Source organism: Salinibacterium sp. SWN167 (assembly GCF_015864665.1).
Classification (GTDB): Bacteria; Actinomycetota; Actinomycetes; order Actinomycetales; family Microbacteriaceae; genus Rhodoglobus.
On the sequence record NZ_JADYWU010000003.1, the window covers coordinates 217257 to 239476 of the forward strand.

Annotated in this window: 21 protein-coding genes; 10 read left to right on the plus strand and 11 right to left on the minus strand. The window is 61.9% G+C overall.

The window, feature by feature from the left end:
- Positions 1-35: 35 nt before the first annotated feature.
- Positions 36-1496, minus strand: coding sequence for an amidase (locus I6E60_RS14130; RefSeq protein WP_197180986.1), 1461 nt, complete (start codon positions 1494-1496; stop codon positions 36-38).
- A 157-nt stretch (positions 1497-1653) separates the two neighbouring features.
- On the opposite strand from I6E60_RS14130, the gene I6E60_RS14135 reads away from it, so the two are divergent.
- From I6E60_RS14135 to I6E60_RS14145, 3 genes are read left to right on the plus strand one after another with little or no spacing between them, the layout of a single operon-like run.
- Positions 1654-2013, plus strand: a complete 360-nt coding sequence (locus tag I6E60_RS14135; RefSeq protein ID WP_197126406.1) for a GntR family transcriptional regulator — start codon at positions 1654-1656, stop codon at positions 2011-2013.
- Positions 2010-2900, plus strand: coding sequence for an ABC transporter ATP-binding protein (locus tag I6E60_RS14140; protein ID WP_197126404.1), 891 nt, complete (start codon positions 2010-2012; stop codon positions 2898-2900). The genes I6E60_RS14135 and I6E60_RS14140 overlap by 4 nt, the downstream gene beginning before the upstream one ends.
- Positions 2897-3664, plus strand: a complete 768-nt coding sequence (locus I6E60_RS14145) for an ABC transporter permease (protein ID WP_129071134.1) — start codon at positions 2897-2899, stop codon at positions 3662-3664. Before I6E60_RS14140 ends, I6E60_RS14145 begins: the two co-directional genes overlap by 4 nt.
- Positions 3665-3798: 134 nt before the next feature.
- Here I6E60_RS14145 and I6E60_RS14150 read toward each other — a convergent pair whose 3' ends face one another.
- Together I6E60_RS14150 and I6E60_RS14155 are read right to left on the minus strand one after the other, a co-directional pair.
- The gene (locus I6E60_RS14150; RefSeq protein ID WP_197126490.1) at positions 3799-4305 is read right to left on the minus strand and encodes a GNAT family N-acetyltransferase; all 507 of its coding nucleotides are present in this window, start codon (positions 4303-4305) and stop codon (positions 3799-3801) included.
- A 91-nt stretch (positions 4306-4396) separates the two neighbouring features.
- Positions 4397-5077: a uracil-DNA glycosylase gene (locus I6E60_RS14155; RefSeq protein WP_197180988.1), complete on the minus strand. Its 681-nt coding sequence runs from the start codon at positions 5075-5077 to the stop codon at positions 4397-4399.
- Between the two features lie 44 nt (positions 5078-5121).
- Between I6E60_RS14155 and I6E60_RS14160 the strand changes: the two genes are divergently transcribed.
- Positions 5122-6600, plus strand: coding sequence for an MFS transporter (locus I6E60_RS14160; RefSeq protein ID WP_197126486.1), 1479 nt, complete (start codon positions 5122-5124; stop codon positions 6598-6600).
- On the opposite strand, the gene I6E60_RS14165 is transcribed toward I6E60_RS14160, so the two are convergent.
- Positions 6597-7370 carry an SDR family oxidoreductase gene (locus I6E60_RS14165; protein ID WP_197126485.1) on the minus strand — a complete coding sequence of 258 codons (774 nt, stop codon included), beginning with the start codon at positions 7368-7370 and terminating at the stop codon, positions 6597-6599. The genes I6E60_RS14160 and I6E60_RS14165 overlap by 4 nt on opposite strands.
- A 69-nt stretch (positions 7371-7439) precedes the next feature.
- Positions 7440-8432, minus strand: coding sequence for an NAD-dependent epimerase/dehydratase family protein (locus I6E60_RS14170; protein ID WP_197180990.1), 993 nt, complete (start codon positions 8430-8432; stop codon positions 7440-7442).
- A gap of 106 nt (positions 8433-8538) precedes the next feature.
- Between I6E60_RS14170 and I6E60_RS14175 the strand changes: the two genes are divergently transcribed.
- The 6 genes from I6E60_RS14175 to I6E60_RS14200 all read left to right on the plus strand — a co-directional run bounded on the left by I6E60_RS14175 (position 8539) and on the right by I6E60_RS14200 (position 15631).
- The gene (locus I6E60_RS14175) at positions 8539-9633 is read left to right on the plus strand and encodes an acyltransferase family protein (protein WP_197180993.1); all 1095 of its coding nucleotides are present in this window, start codon (positions 8539-8541) and stop codon (positions 9631-9633) included.
- Between the two features lie 100 nt (positions 9634-9733).
- A complete protein-coding gene (locus tag I6E60_RS14180; protein WP_197126388.1) occupies positions 9734-11053 on the plus strand; it encodes a bifunctional o-acetylhomoserine/o-acetylserine sulfhydrylase in 1320 nt (439 codons plus the stop codon).
- Between the two features lie 132 nt (positions 11054-11185).
- The gene (locus tag I6E60_RS14185; RefSeq protein WP_197126479.1) at positions 11186-12391 is read left to right on the plus strand and encodes a homoserine O-acetyltransferase; all 1206 of its coding nucleotides are present in this window, start codon (positions 11186-11188) and stop codon (positions 12389-12391) included.
- Between the two features lie 116 nt (positions 12392-12507).
- Positions 12508-13671, plus strand: coding sequence for a sensor histidine kinase (locus tag I6E60_RS14190; RefSeq protein WP_197126477.1), 1164 nt, complete (start codon positions 12508-12510; stop codon positions 13669-13671).
- On the plus strand, positions 13668-14921 hold the full coding sequence (locus I6E60_RS14195; protein WP_197126475.1) for a hypothetical protein: 1254 nt from the start codon (positions 13668-13670) through the stop codon (positions 14919-14921). The genes I6E60_RS14190 and I6E60_RS14195 overlap by 4 nt, the downstream gene beginning before the upstream one ends.
- 38 nt (positions 14922-14959) lie before the next feature.
- Positions 14960-15631 carry a response regulator transcription factor gene (locus tag I6E60_RS14200; protein WP_197126473.1) on the plus strand — a complete coding sequence of 224 codons (672 nt, stop codon included), beginning with the start codon at positions 14960-14962 and terminating at the stop codon, positions 15629-15631.
- Positions 15632-15748: 117 nt separating this feature from the next.
- On the opposite strand, the gene I6E60_RS14205 is transcribed toward I6E60_RS14200, so the two are convergent.
- From I6E60_RS14205 to I6E60_RS14230, 6 genes are all read right to left on the minus strand, one after another.
- On the minus strand, positions 15749-16060 hold the full coding sequence (locus I6E60_RS14205; RefSeq protein WP_197126471.1) for an MTH1187 family thiamine-binding protein: 312 nt from the start codon (positions 16058-16060) through the stop codon (positions 15749-15751).
- The gene (locus I6E60_RS14210) at positions 16057-17355 is read right to left on the minus strand and encodes a glycosyltransferase 87 family protein (RefSeq protein ID WP_197180994.1); all 1299 of its coding nucleotides are present in this window, start codon (positions 17353-17355) and stop codon (positions 16057-16059) included. The genes I6E60_RS14205 and I6E60_RS14210 overlap by 4 nt, the downstream gene beginning before the upstream one ends.
- The gene (locus I6E60_RS14215; protein WP_197180996.1) at positions 17349-18203 is read right to left on the minus strand and encodes an ADP/ATP-dependent (S)-NAD(P)H-hydrate dehydratase; all 855 of its coding nucleotides are present in this window, start codon (positions 18201-18203) and stop codon (positions 17349-17351) included. Before I6E60_RS14215 ends, I6E60_RS14210 begins: the two co-directional genes overlap by 7 nt.
- Positions 18204-18230: 27 nt before the next feature.
- Complete coding sequence (locus tag I6E60_RS14220) at positions 18231-19265, minus strand: hemolysin family protein (RefSeq protein WP_197126465.1); 1035 nt, start codon at positions 19263-19265, stop codon at positions 18231-18233.
- Positions 19265-20587 carry a hemolysin family protein gene (locus I6E60_RS14225; protein WP_197180998.1) on the minus strand — a complete coding sequence of 441 codons (1323 nt, stop codon included), beginning with the start codon at positions 20585-20587 and terminating at the stop codon, positions 19265-19267. Before I6E60_RS14225 ends, I6E60_RS14220 begins: the two co-directional genes overlap by 1 nt.
- 149 nt (positions 20588-20736) lie before the next feature.
- On the minus strand, positions 20737-22173 hold the full coding sequence (locus tag I6E60_RS14230; protein WP_197181000.1) for a GuaB1 family IMP dehydrogenase-related protein: 1437 nt from the start codon (positions 22171-22173) through the stop codon (positions 20737-20739).
- Positions 22174-22220 lie beyond the last annotated feature (47 nt).

Below are 22220 nucleotides of genomic sequence, written 5' to 3' on the forward strand. Positions count from 1 at the left end.
CGCACTGTGGGCAGAGCGTTCACGCAAAAGCGGTTCTAGAAATTAGGCATGTCGGTGCCCGGGCGAGCAGCCTCGGTGCGGACCTCGCCAAACGCCGCCGGATGCCGCGAGCCCCACTGGAAGCGCCGCTCGAGTTGCGCGCCAATCGCGAGCAGCACATCCTCGCGACCGGGGCGGCCAATGAGCTGCACGCCCATCGGCAGCCCTTCCGCGGTTTCGTGCACGGGGAGGCTGATCGCGGGCAGGCCGGAGACGTTGACGAAGCTCGTCCACGGTGTGTACTGCACTTGCTTCGCAAAGTTCTCGAAGGCATCCTCGGCAAAAAACCAGCCGAGCGGGCGCGGTGTCATCGCCATCGCCGGGGTCAGCACAGCGTCGTAGGTCGAGAACTGGCGGATGACGCTGCGCTCGAACCGAGACAGCGTCGCGATGGCGACGCCAACGTCGCGCGCGCTCATCCGGCGTCCGCTGTCGATGAGCCATTTCGTGAGCGGTTCCACGAGCTCGAGCTGTTCGCCATCGAGCGGGATTCCGGCGGCTGAAGCTTGCCACAGCACCGTGAAGGCTTCGGCGTATTCGGGTGACGGGTCGAGCGCGAAGTCTTCGCTGCCGTGGCCGAGCTGGTCGAGCGCGGTGCGAGCGAGGGTCAGAGCATCCTTAGCCTCCGGCGAAACAGAAATCTCGTAGGTGTCATCCCACGGCGAGGTCGTCATGACGCCGATGGTGAAGGTGCCCTCGCCCCGGATGGCCGCGTTGAGGAAGGCGCCGCCGTCCCACGTTGGCGGGCCAACCGAGAATGGCGAGGGGCCGGCGATTCCATCGAGGAGGAGCGCAGCATCCGCCACGGTGCGAGCCAGCGGCCCGGTCACCGGAAGCTGGCCGAGACTGCCGAAACCGCTGCCCGCGGGCACGCGACCGCGCGAAGGCTTGAGGCCGACGAGACCGGTGGCTGCGGCGGGGATACGAATCGAGCCACCACCGTCCGAGCCCGGAGCGAACGGCAAGAGCCCCGCCGAGACGGCGACGGCCGCTCCCCCGCTGCTGCCGCCGGAGCCCAATGAGGTGTCCCAGGGGTTCACGGCCGGGGCATCCGAGAGTGGTTCGGTGTAGGCAGGCAGACCGAATTCGGGGGTCGCCGTTTTGCCGAGGCTGATCGCGCCGGCGGCATCGAGAACGTCGGTGATCTCATCCGACACCTCGGGCACGAAGTCGGCGAAGGCGCGGGATCCATAGGCGGTGCGCACTCCGGCGCGGGCCCACAAGTCTTTTTCGCCCGAGGGTAGGCCCCAGAGGGCGGCGGCGCGGGAGCCAGAGGCCTCGAGCTCCGCAGCACGCTGGCGCGCAGCATCCGGAGTCACGACCGTGAAGGCGCCCAACTCGGGGTTGAGGCGTTCGATGCGATCGAGGTAGCACTCCACGAGTTCGCTGGGCTTCAGCTCGCCCGCTCGCACGAGATGAAGCTGCTCAAGGGCGGTGAGGCGATGAAGTTCTGACACGGATTCAGCCTAAGGGGGTTGACAACGACCCGCCATGCTGGTTGGTTAGTTACATCACCAACTAACCAACTAGCCGCCGCACTGTTGCTGCTTCACCGCAGCACCGCAACACCGCGGCACCGCTAGACCACAACCCGCACCCAGAAAGGAGGCTCACATGGATGACTCCCGCCCCATTTTCGCGCAGGTCGCCGAGAACATTGAGAACGACATCATCTCCGGCGCCCTGCCCGAAGAAGGCCAGGCTCCCTCGATCAACGAGTTCGCAGCCTTCTATCGCATCAACCCCGCGACCGCCCTCAAAGGCGTGAACGTGCTCGTCGATGCCGGAATTCTCTACAAGAAACGAGGAATCGGAATGTTCGTCGCCACCGGCGCTCAAGAACAACTCAAAGGTGCTCGCCGCGACAGCTTCAGCAGCGAGTACGTTCGCCCTCTCTTGGCCGAAGCAGAAAAGCTCGGCATCGACTCCGCCCAACTCACCCAGATGATCGCCAAGGAGGCGAATAACTCATGACCTCCACCATCGAGGTAACTAACCTCAGCAAGCACTTCGGCAAAGTGAACGCCGTCAACGACGTGAGCTTCACGGTCGCCGAGAACAAGATCTACGGCCTACTCGGTCGCAACGGTGCCGGCAAGACCACGCTCATGCAGTTGCTCACCGGCCAAGAATTCGCCTCGAGCGGCACCATCTCCCTCTTCGGGCAACCTCCGGTCGAGAACGCCAAGGTTCTGCAGAACACCTGCTTCATCAAAGAGAGCCAGCGCTATCCCGAAGACTTCCGCCCCAAAGATGTCTTCAAGACCGCACCCTGGTTCTTCGCCAACTGGGACCAAGAATTCGCCGATCGTCTGATCGCCGACTTCCGCCTCCCCCTCGACCGCCGCATCAAGAAGCTCTCACGCGGCCAACTTTCCTCCATCGGCGTCATCGTGGGTCTCGCCTCACGCGCACCGCTCACCTTCTTCGATGAGCCCTACCTGGGGCTGGATGCCGTAGCCCGCCAAATCTTCTACGATCGCCTTCTCGAGGACTACGCCAACCACCCGCGCACCGTGATCCTCTCCACTCATCTCATCGACGAGGTCAGCAACCTGCTCGAACACGTTCTCGTGATCGACGAAGGCAAACTCCTCATCAACGAGGATGCCGAAACTCTCCGCAACCGCGCCACGAACGTTGTCGGCATGAAGACCGCCGTCGAGGCGTTCATCGGCAACCGCGAAGTGTTGCACCGCGACGGCATCGGCGGGCTCAGCTCGGTAACCGTTGCCGGGCTCAGCGAGAGCGAGCGCCGCGACGCACACGCTGCCGGGCTGGAACTGTCACCGGTGTCGTTGCAGCAGCTCATCATCCAACTCACCCGCACCGAGACCAAGGAATTCGAGGCCAGCGCATGACCACCACAACGGCTCTCGCCCAACCGGCAAGCCCCCTGAAGCGCATTACCAACGTAGCCAAACTGCATTTCGCCAACCCCTGGACGACCCTTGGGCTGCCGTGGATCATTCTCGGCGTGATCTTTGTGGGGATGCTGACCGTCTGGTGGCTGATCTATTCCGCCATTGATGAGTCCGCCCGAGAATCAGCCCTCGAAGGAACGCAGTTCTCCGGCTCAAGCTTTTTCATCTACATCTACATGATGGTCGTGGCGATCCAAGCGATCAGCATCACATTCCCGTTTGCTCTCGGCTACGGCGTTACGCGCCGCGACTACTACCTCGGAAGCGCGCTCGCTTTCGTGGCGCTAGCCGTGATCTATACCGCAGGACTCACGATAATTTCGGTCGCGGAAACGATGACAGGCGGCTGGGGAATGGGCGTCACGATTTTCGCGCCCGTCTACTTCGGAGCGGGCATTGTGGAACGCATCTTCGTGCAATTCGTCGCGTTCTTGTTCTTCCTGTTCTTCGGCTCAGCCATTGCCGCTGTCTGGGTACGCTGGAAGGCCACCGGCGTGACGATGTTCTTCATCGTCGTCGCGGCGTTGCTCGTCGGCTTGATTGCGCTAGCAACCTTCACGGATTCGTGGGTCGCAATCGGGGCCACCTTGGTCGATCTCGGGGTCACTGGCGTCGCGGCCTGGAGCCTCGTGCTCACCGCGATCAGCGGTGTGGCTGGGTTCACGTTGCTACGGCGCGCAACTCCGCGCAACGCGGCCTAGCTCGTAACGCGGCCTAACCCGTACGCGGCAGCCAACGCGCTGACCCTCACCACCCATCAGAACGGCGGATGCCCGGCTCTCCCCTCGGGGGAGGCCGGGCATCCGTTCGTTTGTACGGGGTTCGTGACTCCGCGCTACGCGTCGATCGACTTCTGCATCAGATACGTGCCGACCCAGCGGTCGAACTTGAAGCCGACGCGCGTGAGATGCCCGATGGATTCGAAGCCCAGCTTCTTATGAAGGTGAATGGAGGCGTCGGCTCCGTCATCCGAAATCACGGCGATGATCTCGCGGATGCCGGACTGGCGCCCGCGTTCAATAAGTTCGTTCAGCAGCGCACCGCCCACGCCCTGCCCGGTAGCAGCCGGTGAGAGGTAAATCGAGCCTTCCACTGTTCGCTTGTAGGCGGCCTTGGGGCGCCACGGGAACATGGCGGCGTAGCCGAGCACGCGATCCTCGTCGTCGACCGCGACAATGAACGGCAGCCCCGACTCTTCCACGGCGACCCGCTTAGCGGTCATGATCTCGGGAGTGACCTCAACAATGTCGAAAGTGACGACGGTCGTGCTCACGTAGTGGCCATAGATTTCGGCGAGCGCCGCATCGTCCGCTGCGATGGCGTCTCTAAAGTGGTGTGCCATGGCTGCTCCTGAGGTGTCGTGACAAAAATGCGATTAGCGAAGGCTGCACGTGGTGACGCTTGCCCGTGTCGCGGGTATCGCGACTCCTATTTTAGAGGTCGAGTGAGCGGTCAACGCGCCAGTCAATAGGGGCAGCCCCTTGCACTTCAAGCGCCGCATTCACCCGACTAAACGGCTTCGAACCGAAGAACCCGCGGCGCGCAGACAGCGGGCTCGGGTGAGCACTCACGATCACCGGCGTATCCCCCAGCAGTGGCGCGACGGCTGCCGCCTCCTTACCCCACAGCACAGCAACAAGAGGTTGCGGCCTCGCCGCGAGCGCCCGAATCGCGGCCGCCGTGATCTCTTCCCAACCGTGACGACGGTGGGAGCCCGTCACCCCGGCCTGCACTGTCAGCACCCTGTTGAGCAACAGAACGCCCTGACTCTGCCACGCACTCAGGTCGGCGTGCGCAGCGGGCGGGATGCCGAGGTCGTCGTGCAGTTCCTTGTAGATGTTGCTGAGGCTCCGCGGCAGCGGTCGCACCGCCCGGTCGGCCGAGAACGCGAGCCCTACGGCGTGCCCCGGCGTCGGATACGGGTCCTGGCCGACAACGAGCACGCGCACCTGATCGTAGGGTGCTTCGAAGGCCCGGAGTACGGCATCCGGTTCCGGGAGCCAGGGTCGCCCGGCTGCGCTCTCGGCATCAAGAAACGCGCCAACCGCCTCCAGCTGACCCTCTAACGGGTGTAATTCACGAGCCCACCCGGGGTCGACACTGCTCAAGTCCATGTCACTACGCTAATGCGCGGCCTGTCTACCGATAGCATCCGTTCATGTCATTCCTGCGCGGAAAATCCGGGGCCATCACGATGGGCCTCATCGGCTACCTCTTCTTTGTCGAGCTGGTGAGCGGAATCATTCAGGGGTACTACATCCCCCTGATCCCCGACATCGTCGATCACCTCGGCATCCGCGATGCTGACTTCAACTGGTTCGAGGCCGCCCAGCTGCTGTTGAGCGCCATTGTGGTTCCCATTCTCGCGAAACTCGGCGACATGCACGGCCACAAGCGCATCCTGTTGATCTCGACCGTTCTGACCGCCGGCGCAACCTGGTGGCTGGCGTTCACGGGTGACTTCACGAGCTTCTTGATTGCGTGGGCGCTGCAGGGGTTCTACGTCGTCTGGCTCCCGCTCGAAGTCGCACTGATCTTTGACCGCGGCCGCGTCACCGGTATGGGCGCATCCCAGACCCGCCGCGCTGCGGGCTTCCTCGTTGTTGCCCTCGAAGCGGGCGCCATCATGGGCGCGCTCGGTGGCGGCCGTATCTTCAAACTCTTCGGCGAAAATGTGCAGCAGACGCTCATGATCCCCGCCATCGCCGTCACCATCGTCTTCTTCGTCATCCTCTTCGGCGTGCCCGAATCGAAACCACTGCCCGGCCGCACCCTCGACTTCTGGGGCTTCGTGCTCCTCACTATCGGCCTATTGCTCATCACTTCGGGCCTCACGTTCTTACGCATCAACGGCCCCGGCGCGTGGTGGGTCTACCTCGTCATGCTCGCCGGTGTCGCGACCTTTATCCCGTGGGGTCGCTACGAGCTACGCCAGAAAGACCCCGCGATCGATCTTCGGATGCTGCGCGACCCGAGCATGTGGCCCATCCAGCTCACGGCGGGCCTCGTCGGTATCAGTTTGCTCGGCGCCCAGGCTCCGCTTGCGACCTTCGCCGGCACCGACCCGATCAACGGCTACGGCCTCGGGATGGAATCGGATGAGATTTCGTACATCATCGGCGCGTATCTCGTCTCGATGATCGTGGGTGCCCTGCTGTTCCCGATCCTCTCCAAGTGGAAGAGCCCTCGCGTGGCGCTCATCGTCGCCACGTTCTTGGTGGCGGCCGGTTACCTGATGTTCTTGCCCTTCCACATGACGGTGCTGAGTGTGTTCCTCAACATGAGCATTGCGGGTCTCGGCTCGGGTGCGCTCGTCGGCGCCCTCCCCGCTGCCGCCGCCGCCGCTGCTCCGCGCGGCCAGACCGGCATCGCGACCGCCCTCACCAACACGACCAAAACCATTGGCGGATCGTTCGCCTCCGCAATCTTCGCCATCGTGCTGCTGGCCGGGGCGGCATCCGCCGTCACCGAAACGGCCTCCAGTCTGTTCGGCTACCTGACGGTCTTCACAATCTGTGGTGCGGGCGCCCTCGTCGCGGCGGTGCTGTTGTTCTTGGTGCCGAAACTCGCGTTCGCGGATGTCGTGGACGACATCGGCGAGCTCGAAGCGAGCGAAGAGACTACCGTCGCCGACTAGCGCGGCTTGAGCTCGCCTCTGATCATCTTGTGCGGCGCGGCCTGAGCCACGGGCTTGATCGTAATGAGGTCAAGGTTGACGAACGGCGGAAGTTCAAGGGCGTGCACAATCGTTTCGGCGATGTCGTCGGCGACGAGCGGATCGGGCACATTCTCGTACACGGTGTCGGCTTTGGCCGCATCGCCGCCAAAACGAACGAGCGCGAACTCTTCGGTCTTCACCATGCCGGGAGCGACCTCGATAACACGAATCGGCTCCCCCGCGAGCTCTAACCGCAGCACTGCGGTGAGCGCATGCTGGGCAAACTTCGCGGCGTTGTAGCCGCTACCGCCCTCATAGGGCACCGTTGCTGCGATCGACGTGATCATGAGGATGCTGGCCGTATCGCCCTCCGCGATTCCTTCGCGCAACAGCGGCAACAGCGCACTGGTCACTCGCTTCGTTCCCACAACATTCACGTCGAACATGCGGATCCAGTCATCCGCGTCGCTGTCTTCAACACTGGCGACGCCGAGCGCACCACCCGCGTTGTTAACGAGAGCGTGGATGGGGCCGAGCTCACGCAAGAAGGCCGCGAGCGCGTCGACGTCATCCTGTTTGGTGACATCGGCAACGAACGTGTCAACGCCCGTATCTGCTGCGAGCGCCGCGAGCCGTTCCTCACGTCGCGCAACAGCAACGACTTGCCAGCCGTGCTTCACGAAACGGCGAGCAGTCGCTTCGCCAATGCCTGAACTTGCGCCGGTAACTACTACTCGCTTGATCGCCATGCTTTAAAAGTAGTGGCTCCGGCCAGCACCCAGCCACCGGATGCTGATCTGGCGCACGGAACAGCGGCGCTAGCGCTCGTTCGCTACAAGATATTCGGCTGCTGCCAGAATGGCATCCGTCGACGAAATGTAGGTGAAGCCCAAGTCACGCGGGGCGTCCGAGCCGTCAACGTCAAGGTTGCGTTGAATGGAACCGGCAAGAGCCCGCACTGCGGGGTTGAACGGCGCCACAACTTTCACCAGCCAGTTGGGCAATTGCCGAGTCGTGATCCTGCGCTCGGGATAGACATTCTTGAGTACCGTGCTCGCTTCAGCAATCATCATCGCGCCCGCATTCGCCGGATACCGTTTTCCGATTGCCACAGGGGCATCAATCGCAGCGACGTGCATGCGCGCAACGTCACGGACATCCACGATGGGCAGATTCGACTTCGGGTAAGCCGGGTCAACGCCCCCGAGGAAGCGCTCTACGTACGCCAAAGAAGTCGCGTAGTGCTCGTCCATGGGCGGTCCAAACACAGCGCCCGGGTTGATCGTGGTGAGCTGCATTTCAGGATGCTCGGCCACGAACTGCCATGCAGCTCGCTCTGCCAAGGTTTTGGATGCTTCATAAGCGGTGGTGTCGGGATGCGTCGGGTCGGTCCAATTCGCGAGCGTCGAGACATCCATTCGCGGCTTGGTGGAATCTTTATAGATTGCGGCGCAACTGGAGGTGAGGATGACGCGGCGCACTCCCGCGGCCTGTGCCGCCGCCAGTGCGCGCCGAGTGCCCTCGACAGCGGGACGAATGAGTTCCTGAGGATCTTTGGGCTCATCCACCGGGAAAGGTGACGCGGTGTGAAGAAGCACGTCTACCCCGGCCATCGCCTCGGCCCAGCCCTTGTCGGAGAGCAGGTCGAGGGAGACAAAGCTCAGGGCGGCACCGGGAAACAAAGCCTCGACTTGAGCCTGTCGCGTTCCGGAGCGCACGGCGGCTTTCACCGAGTAGTTACTCTCCAGCAATTCGCGAACAATGTGTTTGGCGATGAAGCCAGAGGCGCCGGTAACGAGCACGGTGGTCATTTGTCTCCTGAAAGGTTTTCTGCAGCGAACTGTCGGTTCAATCTAGTTCCCACAACCCGGGAAAAGGCACACGAAGCTCACGGCGATGCCGATTACACTTCAACGAATGACCGGAGCTTCTCTCACCACTTCGCCGCCTGCGCGCGCCCCCAAAGTGCGACTCCCCCACTGGGACAACGCGCGCTTTCTCGCCGTCACCCTCGTGGTGATTGGCCACGGCATCCAGCGGCTCACGTACGACTCCAACAACGCCTTAGCGCTGTACCTCTTTATCTACGCGTTCCACATGCCCGCCTTCGCGATCATCAGTGGCTATTTCTCGAAGCCCGGACCGCCATCGGCGCTTCAGATGCGTCGGGTTCTTACCGACATTTTGCTGCCGTATTTCATCATGGAAGCCATCTGGTCAATCGTGAAGTTCTTTACCGAGGGAACAACCGATCTGAACCCGTCGAAGCCCAGCTGGACGCTCTGGTTCCTTCTTGCTCTCGGCATCTTCCGCCTGGTGCTCCCGTACCTCGCACTATTGCGCTGGCCGCTGCTGTGGGCAATCATCGGCTCCGTCGGGGTCGGGTACTTCGACAACGTTGACAGCACCTTCTCGCTCTCTCGCGCCATCGGCATCCTGCCCTTCTTCGTGCTGGGGTGGAAACTCAATGAGTGGAAGCTCATGGAGCGCTGGAAGGTCGCCGAACGCTCGGTCGTGCTCATTCGGGCACTCGCGGTCACGATCTTCTTCGGGTTGATGGCCGTCATCCTCAGCAACATCGAGCTGTGGCGCACCATCAACCTGCGCTTCTGGTTCTTTTACGACGACTCCTATAAGGGCCTCGGTGAAGACCAGTGGTGGGCTGGCGCCGTGCGCCTCGGACTTATCGCCCTCGCCATCATTTTGAGTGCAGCATTCTTCGCTCTGGTTCCGCGCCGCCACACCTGGATCACAGATGCCGGCCAAGCCACCATGTACGTCTACCTCCTCCACAGCTTCATCCTCTATCCGCTTCGCGAAAGCGGGCTGCTGCTCGATGAACAGTCCTCGGCGATGTGGCTCGTGAGCATGGTGCTCGGCTCAATCGGTATCGCTCTCGTACTGTCGACTCCGTTGATCAAGAAGATTTTCCGGCCGATTATCGAGCCCAAACCGAACTGGGTTTTTGTGCCCGTGCCCAAAGAGACAGATCTGTCTACTAAAAAACGTTGAGTTACGACATATTTCACGAGTGATTGACCGCCCCACGGGGCCTGCTTAGGCTCACAGTGTGGCGGACATCCCGATCCACCAACCGACCTAGGAGGCCGCCGTGAGCGACTGGAACTTCGAAACCAAGCAGATCCACTCGGGCGCGCAGCCTGACCCCACGACTAACTCGCGGGCCACACCGATCTACAAGACGACCGCGTATGTCTTCAACAACGCGGATCACGCCAAGAACCTCTTCGCGCTGGCCGAATTCGGAAACATCTACACCCGCATCCAGAACCCCACTCAGGATGTCGTCGAACAGCGCGTTGCCGCTCTCGAGGGCGGAACCGCAGCACTGTTGCTCGCTTCCGGCCAGTCGGCAACGACCTTCGCCGTGCTCAACATTGCACAGGCCGGCGACCACATCGTCTCGTCGTCGTCTGTCTACGGCGGAACCTACAACCTCTTCAAGTACACGCTCGCGAAGCTCGGCATCGAGACCACCTTCGTTGAGAATCAGGATGACGCTGCCGAGTGGGCTGCCGCTATCCGCCCCAACACCAAGCTCCTCTTCGCGGAGACCATCGGTAACCCGCGCATCAACGTTCTCGACATCGAGCTCGTTGCCGATGTGGCCCACGCTGCGGGTGTTCCCCTCATCGTCGACAACACCATCGCAACTCCGTACCTGATTCGTCCGTTCGAGCACGGCGCCGACATCATCGTTCATTCCGCCACCAAGTTCTTGGGCGGTCACGGCACGGTTCTGGGTGGAGTCATCGTCGATGGCGGCAAGTTCGAGTGGTCGAAGAACGTTGACAAGTTCCCCGGTCTCACCGAGCCTGACCCGTCGTACCACGGCGCCAGCTACACCGGCGTTCTTGGCGATGGCATCGCGTACATCATCAAGGCTCGCGTTCAGTTGCTGCGCGACCTTGGTTCGGCCATCTCCCCCGACAGCGCTTTCTCGCTCATCCAGGGCATCGAAACGCTCAGCCTGCGCATTGAGCGTCACGTGCAGAACGCTCAAGCAATCGCCGAATGGCTCGACAGCCACGACGATGTTGACACGGTCTACTACGCCGGACTCCCCTCGAGCCCGTGGTACGCGAACGCCAACAAATACGCGCCCAAGGGTGTCGGTGGAGTTCTCTCCTTCGAACTCAAGGGTGGAGTGGATGCTGGCCGCTCGTTCGTGAACAGCGTCGAACTCTTCAGCCACGTCGCCAACATCGGTGACGTGCGCAGCCTCATCATTCACCCCGCATCGACGACCCACTCGCAGCTCTCCCCCGAGCAGCAGTTGACCGCCGGAGTCACACCAGGACTGGTGCGTCTCTCGGTGGGCCTCGAGAACATCGAGGACATCAAGGCCGACCTGCAAACCGGTTTCGATGCCGCCCGCGCGACAGCCGCAGAGGCTCGCGCCCGCGTCTAAGACTGCTGGCTTCACCAGTGGCGGCAGTGCTCTTCGGAGTGCTGCCGCCACTGCCTCGTTAACGCGGTCGGCAGCCACCAGCTTCGTAATAATTTCGTGCCACACAGAATAGTTCGCGATACTTAAGGCGACATGGACTGGCAGACACCTGAAGACACTGTTCCTTCGGCATTCATCACTGACGCAAACGTGCGTTCACTCCTCGGCAAGCCCCCGGCGACGGGCGCGTGGCGCGAGGGCGATCCGGTAGGTCAACGCCAGTTCGTCACCATCACCGATCTCGCTTTAGAGTTCAGCCGCCGCCTTCCCTCAGCGCGTATCGCTTACGAAACTCACGGCACTCTCAACGACGACGCGTCGAACGCGATTCTCGTCGCCCACGCCCTCACCGGTGATAGCCACATTGTCGGCAACCCCGGAAACGGGCACGCCACTGCCGGATGGTGGAACGATCTTGTCGGCCCAGGCAAAGCCATCGATACAGACCGCTGGTTCGTCGTCTCTCCCAATATCTTGGGTGGCTGTCAGGGCAGCACCGGTCCGGCATCTCACGCGCCCGACGGAGCCGAGTTCGGCGCCCGCTTTCCCTTCATCACGATCCGCGATCAGGTAGCCGCGCAGGTCGCCCTGAGCGACGCCCTCGGTATCGACAAGTGGGCCGCGGTGATCGGCGGCTCGATGGGGGGCATGCATGCTCTGGAATGGGCGGTCGCGCATCCTGATCGCGTCGAGAAGGTAGCCGTTTTGGCCGCACCGCCTGTCTCCACAGCCGACCAGATCGCTCATAACTCGGTTCAGGTCGAGTCGTTGCGCACCGATCCTGCCTTCGCTGATGGTGCGTACTACGACGCCGCCGATGGCGATGGACCCCACCGCGGGCTCGCTCTCGCACGTCGCCTCGCACTGCTCAACTACCGCTCTTCCGACGAGCTCAATGAACGCTTCGCCCGCACGTGGCAAAGCGAAGTGAGCCCGTGGGGCAAGGGCGGCCGCTATGCCGTCGAAAGCTACCTCGACTTTCACGGCAACAAATTTGCGCGCCGCTTTGATGCCAACAGCTACGTCACTCTCGTCGAAGCAATGAGCTCCCACGACATTGCCCGCGGTCGCGGCACCGTCGCTCAAGCACTGGCGCGCGCCACGATGCCCGCGCTCGTGCTGGGCATCGACAGCGATCGACTCTTCCCCGTGTCCGGCCAAGAGATCATTGCCGAGCACCTGCCTGGCAACATCGACGGCGCGCTGCCGCACGTCATCCATTCCCCATTCGGCCACGACGGTTTCTTGATTGAGGATGCGCTCGTGAGCGCCCAGTTGGAACGCTTACTCGCTCTCTAAATTTGCTGAGAATCGTCCGACACCGAGCGTGTTGGGCGAAAAAATGTCGCTTTCTCATGACAATCGGCGGTGCGTCACCCCCGAGAGAGGTACGAAATGTGCAAACATTGCCACAAATGGACCTCACTACGAAAGAACGAGATCGCCTACTTCAGCGCACTGCGCGAGTAGCGAGTCTTAGTTTTCTGATCGTTTCGGTCGTATGCCTCAGCATCCCGGGGGCAGTGTCGACAACGACGCTGCTGCTGTGCCTCCCGCTCTATGCGGTCATGGCCGTGTTGCAGTTCCAAACGGGAAACAGCCGCTCGATCGGCTGGGTCATTCCCTCGTTCGTGGTGGGCATCATCGCAATCCTTCTTATCGCGGGCACACCGGGTGGGCCGAGCCAAGCAGGGCTTTCTGCCGTGGCCCAACTCTCGTCAGCATCCCTCGCCTGTCTTGCCATCGTTTTGACGACCACGCTGCTGCGCCGCATCGTATTGCTCCTCAGTTTTCTCGCCGTAGCGAGCGTCACCATTATTTCGCTCGCACCGTTCCAACCGCCCGTGCGCACTCTCGCCCTCGCGATCTTCGGCTGGATCCTTGCCGCCCTCATCGGCTTCTGGATTAGCTCGGGCGTTCCACAAGCCGTACGCCGCATCGCGAGCATTGGTCGTGCCCACCGCGCAGAACGCCAAGCCAGCGAGACCGAAGCCCAGCGTCGTCAGGGTGCTCGCCTGCTTCACGACACAGTTCTGGCCACTCTCACACTGCTCGCCCACTCCGGTGTCGGCGTTTCAGCAGAGGCCATGCGCCAGCAGGCCGGCGACGATGCTCGACTTTTGCGTCAACTTCGCCTCGGTGCCACCCCCACGCCGCAAGCATCCGGCGACTACAACCTGAGCGCCCCCGTAAGCGAGACAGTGCTCGGCACAACGCTCGAATCAGTCAAGCAACGTTTCGGCCGCATGGGACTCGAAGTCAGCTGGCATGGCACCGGCCAGGTTTTGCTCCCCAGCGACGTTCTCGACGCCTTCCTGCTCGCCCTCGCTGAATGCCTCGAAAACGTTCGCCGCCACTCCGGCGTCACCGAAGCTCACGTCACGATCACCGAAGACAACACGACCGTTCGAGCCATGATCACCGACTCCGGTGTCGGCTTCATCCTCGACGATGTTGATTCGGCGAGCCTCGGCTTCAAAGAGTCCGTTGTCGCACGCTTGAAAGAAGTCGGCGGACAAGCTCGACTGTTCTCCACCCCCGGCTCCGGAACCACCGTTGTCTTGGAGGTTCCCCGATGACCTACGCTCCCCCCGAAGAAAACACTCTCGGCGTCATCGTCGGCGGCAAACCACGCCATGCCAAGAGCGCCGCTGTCCGGCGCCTCGCGGGCGACGACACTCCCCGACTCATCGGACTCGGCACCGGCTTCGTCGGCATCGGAGCGGCCATTCTCGTGAGCCTTCGCGCAATCTACGGCCTCGTGTGGCTCGTCATCCAATGGGACATCTACCCCAATCCTGTTGCGGCAGCCATTGCGTGGGTGCTCCTGATCGTCATCATCATCGGCACCATCACGTTAGTGCAGCTCACTAGCGGACAACTTCCGCTCTGGATGTTCGTTCTCTTCCTTGTTGGCCTCGCCGCCGTCATGGCGCTCGACATCTTCGCCATCTGGGATCTACACAACATCGGCGGCCACGCGACCTCCGCGGTTGCGGCCGGAATGGCGTTACTTCTTGTGCTGACGGTTCGCCCGAGCGCCGACATCATCATCGCTGTCTCTGCGGTCGGCGCAGGATTAGCCGCCGCCATCGTGGTGAACGTGCCCCTGACTGAAGACAATATTGCTCCGCAGATCACCACCGTGGCGTTCGCCGTGCTCCCCACCGTGATTGGTCTCTCCCTCATCGTCAACTTCCGCCAACTCGTGCAGGTCGAGCTCGACCGCGTGCTCGTTCAGAGCACCCTCACCGCACCACGTTTTGCCGTCGGCATGATGGCATCCGAAGAACTTGCCCGCCTCGACCTCGCCGCAGAAAAGCTGCTCGACTCGGTGGCAAACGGTTCGACCAAGCTGCCTCTGCAACCCAAAATTGCCTCGACGGCGGCATCCCTCGCCACCGAATTGCGACTGCACCTCATTGAGGGCCGCCGCGAAACCTGGCTCTATCATGCGATCACCGAGTCTGACCTGCTCGGCAAATCGGTAACACTTACCGACAAGGGAAGCCTTGCCGGTTTGCTCGACCCCACCCAGCGCGACGGCTTGCTCTCGACTGCGTGGCTCTTTGTGACTGACACCACCAAACGCGGGGCCAAAAACTCCGTCCACATCACGATCGCGCCATCAACTACCGTTTTGGCATCTGGTTTCGAAGACAAAGTGGCAGTCGGAATCTCGATCACCTCGACCGGAGTGGCACGAAATCGTGTTGACGCTTCCACGTGGGAAGCGGTCGCGAAGGTCGGAACGTATACCGACTCCATAGAGAACTCCAGCCTGCGCCTCGACATTGAATGCCTTGTCGAAAACCCCGCTGACCAATAATTTTCGTAAGATAAGACGAACGACCAGAGGAACTAATCGTGACTGAACCAACAAAGCGCATCCGGCTCGCACTCGTTGACGACCACCGAATGTTGCTCGGTGCGCTCACCGAGTGGATTCGTCAGGCCGCAGCCGACATCGACATGGTTGTCGCCGTGCCAACGTGGCCCGAACTCACAATCCACCCAGAGTTCCCTGTCGACGTTGTGCTGCTCGACCTTGACCTCAAAGACAACATCCCGGTCTCGCTCAAGATCAACACTCTCAAGTCCATGAACGTTCGCGTCGTCCTGATGAGCACCTATTCCGAGCCCAACGTGGTTCGCGAAGCTCTCGCCGCCGGCGCCCTCGGCTACCTCGTCAAGAGCGAAGACGCTGACATGATTGTGGAAGCAATTCGGGCAGCATCCAAGGGCGAATCGTTCATTTCGGCCGAGCTCGACTTGGCGATCAACGCCGACGAAATCGGTGGAGCCCCCAAGCTGAGTGCTCAAGAACGTCGCGTCATGGCGCTCTACGGCGGCGGCGAGCCCGTCAAGTCGGTCGCCTACCAACTCAGCATCTCTGAAGAGACCGCCAAGAGCTACCTCAAGCGCATTCGCGAGAAGTACCGCGTCGCGGGCTTCGATGTCGGCACCAAGGTAGCGCTGCGCAAGCGTGCTCTCGAAGACGGCATCCTCATCGAGACCGACACGATGCACCACCTTTAAGCCTTACCGCGCCGTTCTGGTCGCAACAACAAACCGCACTGACTCCGCTTCACGCGGATCCAGCGCGGTTTGTTCGTTAAGAGCAGGTGCCGTCATCCGACGGCACGCCGACGACCGTTAGCTGTCGGCGCGAAGGAGTGCTTCTTCGAGACGCTCGAGCTTGCCGGTCATCTCACCGGTGCGACCGGGGCGGATGTCGGCCTTCAGCACGAGCGAGACCCGCGAACCAAATTGCCCGACAGCTTCTGTCGCGGCTTTCACCACCGCAAAAACCTCGTCCCAGTCCCCCTCAATCGTCGTAAACATCGAGTCAGTCTGGTTCGGTAGCCCTGATTCGCGCACCACTTTTACAGCGGCAGCGACGGCATCGTGGACTGAATCGGTTCCGTCGGAACCACCACTGGGTGCGATTGAGAATGCGACGATCATACTGACTCCTTTGCCGAGGGGCGTTCGAGGGATGGGCTGAATGGGGTTGAGAAGAACGGCTGCGGCGTCTGTTCCCCGCTCGCAGACGAGCGAGAACCGAGCCGTACGAGCTGCACGATCGCCCACACCAGAAGGGCGAGAAGGAGCACGTTTCGCACGGTCAGGATGGCGACCATGATGGGGTTGGCAGCCAAAAGCTGGTCATAAAAGTACGGATACACCAGTTGGGTAAGGGCGGCAATGACGAGGGCGAGCGCCGCGGGCAGCCGGAACCGAAGCGACCCCTCGGCGCGCGCGATGAGCAGCCCAAGAACGATCGGTACCGCGAGCCAGCCAACAAACTGAGGCGAGCCGACCTTATTGACCACGATGAGCGCGGTCACGAGGGCGAGACTCAACATCGAAAGAACGCCCAGAGTTGAGGAGCCCGCGCGCGTTGCTCTCACGCCCAGCACAGCAATAACAAGAATGACCACTCCCAGCAGCGGTGTCATGAGGGCCGCCGCGAGTTGCACTCCGGCTCCGGTCACTTGAAAAGTGAGAATCGAGGCGTCGTAGTAGATAAAAGTGTCGGGCACGCCCGCCACAGCCTGCCAAAGCCAGAACCCGGCAATCGGAGACTCAATTTGAATGCCGCGGCCTGTCTGCTCACTCACAAAGCTGAACACGTTCATCCCTGAGCCTGCCAGCAGTGCGAATACGACCACGGTGGCTGTTGTTCCCGCTGCGGCAATCGCGATAGCCCAACGATGACGCAACGTGATGAACGCCGCGAGCAGGAGCGCTGCAGGCCACACCTTGATCCAGGTGGCACACGCCAACACGATGCCTGCCGCTCGGGGGTGCCTGCTCAGCAGCCGCACTCCGACAAGCGCGACCGCCACCGTCACCGCGTCAATGCGACCGAGCGCAATCGGTCCGAGGGCCAGCAAGAAGATCAGCCACCACCATCCGATAATCACTCCCGCGCGGGAGCGACCCCAACGGGTGAGAAACCCCAGCGCGACGAGGTTGAGGAGCATGACGAGCGCCAGCCACGTCGCCCCGATGTGGCCGATACCGAAGGTGACTGACGCGAGAATCGGCACGATCGCGAGTAGCGGATACACCCACGGCATATCGACGCCCACCACGATGCCTGAGACATAGGCCTGCTGCGCCCAGCCTGCGTACACAATAGTGACATCCCCAAAGGGGTTTCCGGGGCCCTGAAGGTTGAGCAAGCCCAGCAGGAGGTGCACCGCGATAAAGAGAAGCCAGAGCGCGAAGGCACTGACCGTGTGGCGGTTCAGCACGCTGGCGCGGGAGCAGGCGCACTGTCGCCAGCGACCGCGACAAGCTCCGCGACGATGTGAGGCACGTGAGCACACAGGTCAAGGATGGTGAGTGGTCCCCCGGCACTGGCGAGCTGCGCCGCACGACCATGAATGTACGACGCGGTAGCACCGAGCCCCACGAGCTGTGCCGGATCAGCAAGCACCGCGTCACTGTGCGTTGCGACCAGTGCCCCGAGGATGCCGCCGAGGGCGTCTCCAGCGCCAGCGGTAGCCAACCAGGCTGGTGCTGCCGCCACCGCGACCGTCGTTACTCCGTCGGTGATGTACGTCGTGTGCCCCTTGAGCAGCACGGTGCAGCCGAGTCGGGTGGCAGCGGATTCCGCCCAGTCCCGGGGTGCCGCAGCGATCTCGTCGACAGGCTCGTCAAGCAGCCGGGAAAGTTCACGATAGTGCGGGGTGATTACGGTTGGGGTGCTCACGCGGCGAACCACGTCAAGGGCTCCCCCGTCGAGCACGAGGGGAACGTTCTGGCTCAGGGCGGCAGTGATGTGTTTTTCGGACACGGGCTCGCGATTGGCATAGTCCATGCCCGAGCCAATGAGCCAGGCCTGCACGCGACCGTCAGCCATCACCGCTTCGGGGCGACGCTGGAGGATCAGGTTTTCGGCACGCTCAGCACCGAGGTAGCGGATCATCCCGACGCCGGTTCGAGCAGCGGCTTCAACACCGATAACGGCGGCTCCCGGATACTGCGCCGACCCTGTAATCAGCCCAAGCACCCCGCGGGAATACTTGTCATCGGAGTCCTGGGGCAGAGCGATGTGACGTGCCGCCTCAGCAGCACCCCACATCGACTCAGTATCCATGGATGTCAACGATAGTTGAGAACGCTGTTAGCGACGCCGGGTGGCGTCTTGAACTTCGCCCACGAGCACTTCGATGATGTCTTCGAGGAACAGCACACCGGTAGTTTCACCGGTCGCGTCGAAGCTGCGAGCAACGTGCACTCCTGAACGACGCATTGTCGCCAGCGCATCTTCAAGGTCGGTCTCGCAGTACATCGAGATGAGCTGACGAATCCGCTTGGGCGGCACCGGCTCCGAGAATTCGCTCTCGTCGAGGTCAATGACGTCCTTCAAATGCAAATACCCCGTGGGCTCTCCCGCGTCATTGAGCAGGATGTAGCGCGAGAATCCGCGCTGAGCGACCGCCTTTTCGAGATCGGCAGGGGTAGCGTCCTCGGGCAACGTGACGAGCCCCGACATCGGGATAGCGACATCGCGAACCTTTTTGGAGGTGAACTCGAACGCGCCGGTGAGGGTGCCACCGGCATCCATCAGCACACCTTCTCGTTTCGATTGCGCCACAATCGTGGCCACTTCGTCGAGCGTGAAGACACTGTTCGCTTCGTTCTTAGGCACGACATTGAAGAGTCGCAGGATGCCATTCGCTGTCGCGTTGAGGGCAACGATGATCGGGCGGAAGACTGTCGCGATGAACACGAGCGGCGGCGCCAGAATCAGCACCGCACGATCAGGAATCGAGAACGACAGGTTCTTCGGCACCATTTCGCCGAGCACAACGTGCAAGAACGACACGATGATCAGCGCAAGAATAAACGCGATCGTGCTGATCAGTTCTTCGCTGAGGCCAGTCAGCGCCAACGGCACCTCAAGCAAGTGGTGAATGGCCGGTTCTGACACATTCAGAATCAGCAGCGAACACACTGTGATGCCCAATTGGCACGCCGCGAGCATAAGCGTTGCGTGTTCCATCGCCCATAGCGCGGTCTTTGCCGAGCGTGAACCGGATGCCGCAAGCGGCTCAATCTGTGAGCGTCGTGCCGAAATGACGGCAAACTCTGCCCCGACGAAGAAGGCGTTGATGATCAGTAGAACGAAAAGCCAGATGATTCCCCAGACATCCATTAGCGCACCACCTCAGCATCGCTCGTGGTGTCAATGGGATCGGGGGTAAACCTCACGCGGTCGATGCGTCGACCTTCCAGTCGTTCAATGCGGAACACTCCGCCAGCGGCGGTAATGGTGTCGCCGGTGCGCGGCACTCGGCCGAGTTCGCTCATGAGCCAACCTGCGACCGTTTCGTAAGGGCCCTCTTCGGGGACCTCAACGCCGGTGCGCTCGAGAAGCTCATCGGGGCGCAGAATTGCGGGGAAGGTGAACCAGTCACGCGAGCGCACCACATCTGCTTTCGAACGGTCGTGCTCGTCGGACACTTCGCCGACGAGTTCTTCCACGAGGTCTTCGAGCGTGGCGACTCCGGCAGTTCCGCCGTATTCGTCAACGACAACAGCCATTTGGTAGCCACGTCCGCGAAGTTCGGCGAGGAGGGCATCCAGTCGCATCGTTTCTGGCACCCGAAGCGCTTCGGTTTGCAGTGCAGAAACGGGCACGTCGGCACGCTTCTTGTGCGGCACCGCAACAGCCTGCTTGATGTGCACAAAGCCCACGACATCGTCGATGCTGTCGTCGATTACGGGGAAGCGAGAGAAGCCGGTGCGCTTAGCGAGGTCAATGACGTCTTGCGCACTGTCGGTGCGGTCGATGCTGTCGACCCGCGGCCTAGGCGTCATCACGTCTTGCGCCGTGTGATCGGCAAAGGCGAGGGTGCGCGCGAGCAGGGTGGCCGTGTCCGCTTCGAGGCTGCCTTGGCTAGCCGAACGGCGAACGAGCGACGTTAGCTCCTCTGCCGTGCGTGCGCCCGAAAGTTCTTCTTTCGGTTCGATTCCCACAGAGCGGAGGATCGCATTTGCCGTGTTGTTGAGCAGGCTCACAGCAGGCTTGAACACCGTCGTAAAAAGAACTTGGAACGGCACAACGAATTTTGCGGTGGCGCGTGGCAACGCGAGAGCGAAGTTCTTGGGAACCAGCTCGCCCACAATCATGGAGAGCAGCGTGGCAAACGTGATGGCCAGCACGCTAGCGAGCACGACCACGACGCCGTCAGGCAGCACTTCACCGAGCGGAATCGATAGCCAAATGCTGAATGCAGGTTCGAGGGTGTAACCCGCGAGAAGAGTCGTGAGGGTGATGCCCAGTTGCGCGCTCGAAAGATGAGTCGAGGTGTGCTTGAGCGCCGCGATTATGGGGGCAAGTCGCTTTTCGCCACGCTCTTGTCGTGACTCAAGATCGGAGCGATCGAGGTTGACGAGAGCAAATTCAGAGGCGACGAAGAAGCCAGTGCCGACAGTCAGCACGAGGCCAGCGGCGAGGAGAAGCCATTCATTCATGACAGTTCACCTCCAGCCGCGGAGGTAGGTAGAGAACGGGCGAGAAACAGGTGATGGTCGCACGGAGAAGGGCCCCGGCGACAACTAGAGGGAGGGTCGTCCATTATGGGCTCGATTATAGGACAGATTCCTCAGTAACCACCGATGTACTACCAGCTCACGGGCAGCGCCTTTCCCTCTTCGTACCCGGCAGCGGACTGGATTCCCACCAACGCCCGCTCGCGGAACTCCCTCAGAGTGGCCGCGCCAGCATAGGTGCACGAGCTGCGCACCCCCGAGGTGATCATGTCCACGAGGTCGTCGATAGACGGTCGAGCCGGGTCAAGATAAATCTTGGAGCCTGAAATTCCCTCGGCGAAGAGTTCCTTGCGAGCGAGATCATAGGCATCAAGGCCACCAAAACGGGCCCGCACTGCCTTGGTTGACGCCATCCCCCAGCTGGTTTTGTAGAGCGCACCGGCATCATCGTGACGCAGTTCGCCAGGGGCTTCGATCGTGCCGGCAAACCACGAACCGATCATGACGGATGTCGCCCCAGCGGCGAGCGCGAGCGCAACGTCGCGCGGGTAGCGCACCCCGCCGTCAGCCCACACGTGGGCGCCGAGTTCGCGCGCGGTTGCCGCCGTCTCGAGCACTGCGGAGAACTGCGGACGACCGACCGCGGTCATCATGCGCGTGGTGCACATGGCGCCGGGGCCAACCCCGACCTTGATGATGGTTGCTCCTGCTTCGACAAGGTCACGTACAGCGGCGCTCGTCACTACGTTGCCTGCAACCAGCGGTACGCCGAGGTCAAGGGCGGCGACGGTTTCGATAGCCCGCACCATGCCTTCTTGGTGTCCGTGTGCGGTGTCGAGAACGAGAGCGCACGCGCCGGCGACGACGAGAGCACGAGCGCGGGCACCAACATCACCGTTAATTCCGAGGGCTGCGGCGACCGCGAGTTTACCGTCGCCGTCGAGGGCTGGAGTGTAGAGCGTGGAACGGAGCGCGCTGGTCTTACTGGTCGTTCCTGCGACCGTAGTGCCCTCAACGACCGGGGCGAAGCCGAGGCCCCGCTCGACGAGAAGGTCGAAGAGTTCGCGAGCGCTGCCGAACTCCGTGCGGTCAATCGCGTGGGCGTCGGCGCGGGCGATGTCGCCCAGAGCGGCACCGGGCATCGCCGTGGCCAGTTGTTCGGCATCCACCACACCAACGAGTTCGCCGTCGTTCTGGAGAACAACCCCGTGGCCGGGCAGCGGAGGCACCAGCAGCAGCGCTTTCTCTACTGTGTCGTTCGGGCTCAAAAAGACGGCGGAGTCGAGATCGACGGGTTGGTTTCGAACCCACGCGAGAGCCTCAGCCATGTCGTCGTCGCTGAGATCTTGCGGGAGCACGCCGAGTCCTCCGCGTCGCGCCAGACTGGCGGCCAGGCGAGGGCCGGTCACCGAGTTCATGTTGGATGCCACGAGCGGAATGGTTGCGGGCGTTCCATCACCGGGCGCCAGCGAGACGGCCATCCGGCTGCCTACCGAGGAGTGGCTAGGCACCAAAAACACGTCGGAATAGGTCAAGTCGTGCGTGGGCGTGGTCTCGTAGAAATCCATAGTGACGAGCCTAATTGTCACTAGAGGAAAACAATCTGCAGAAAAGT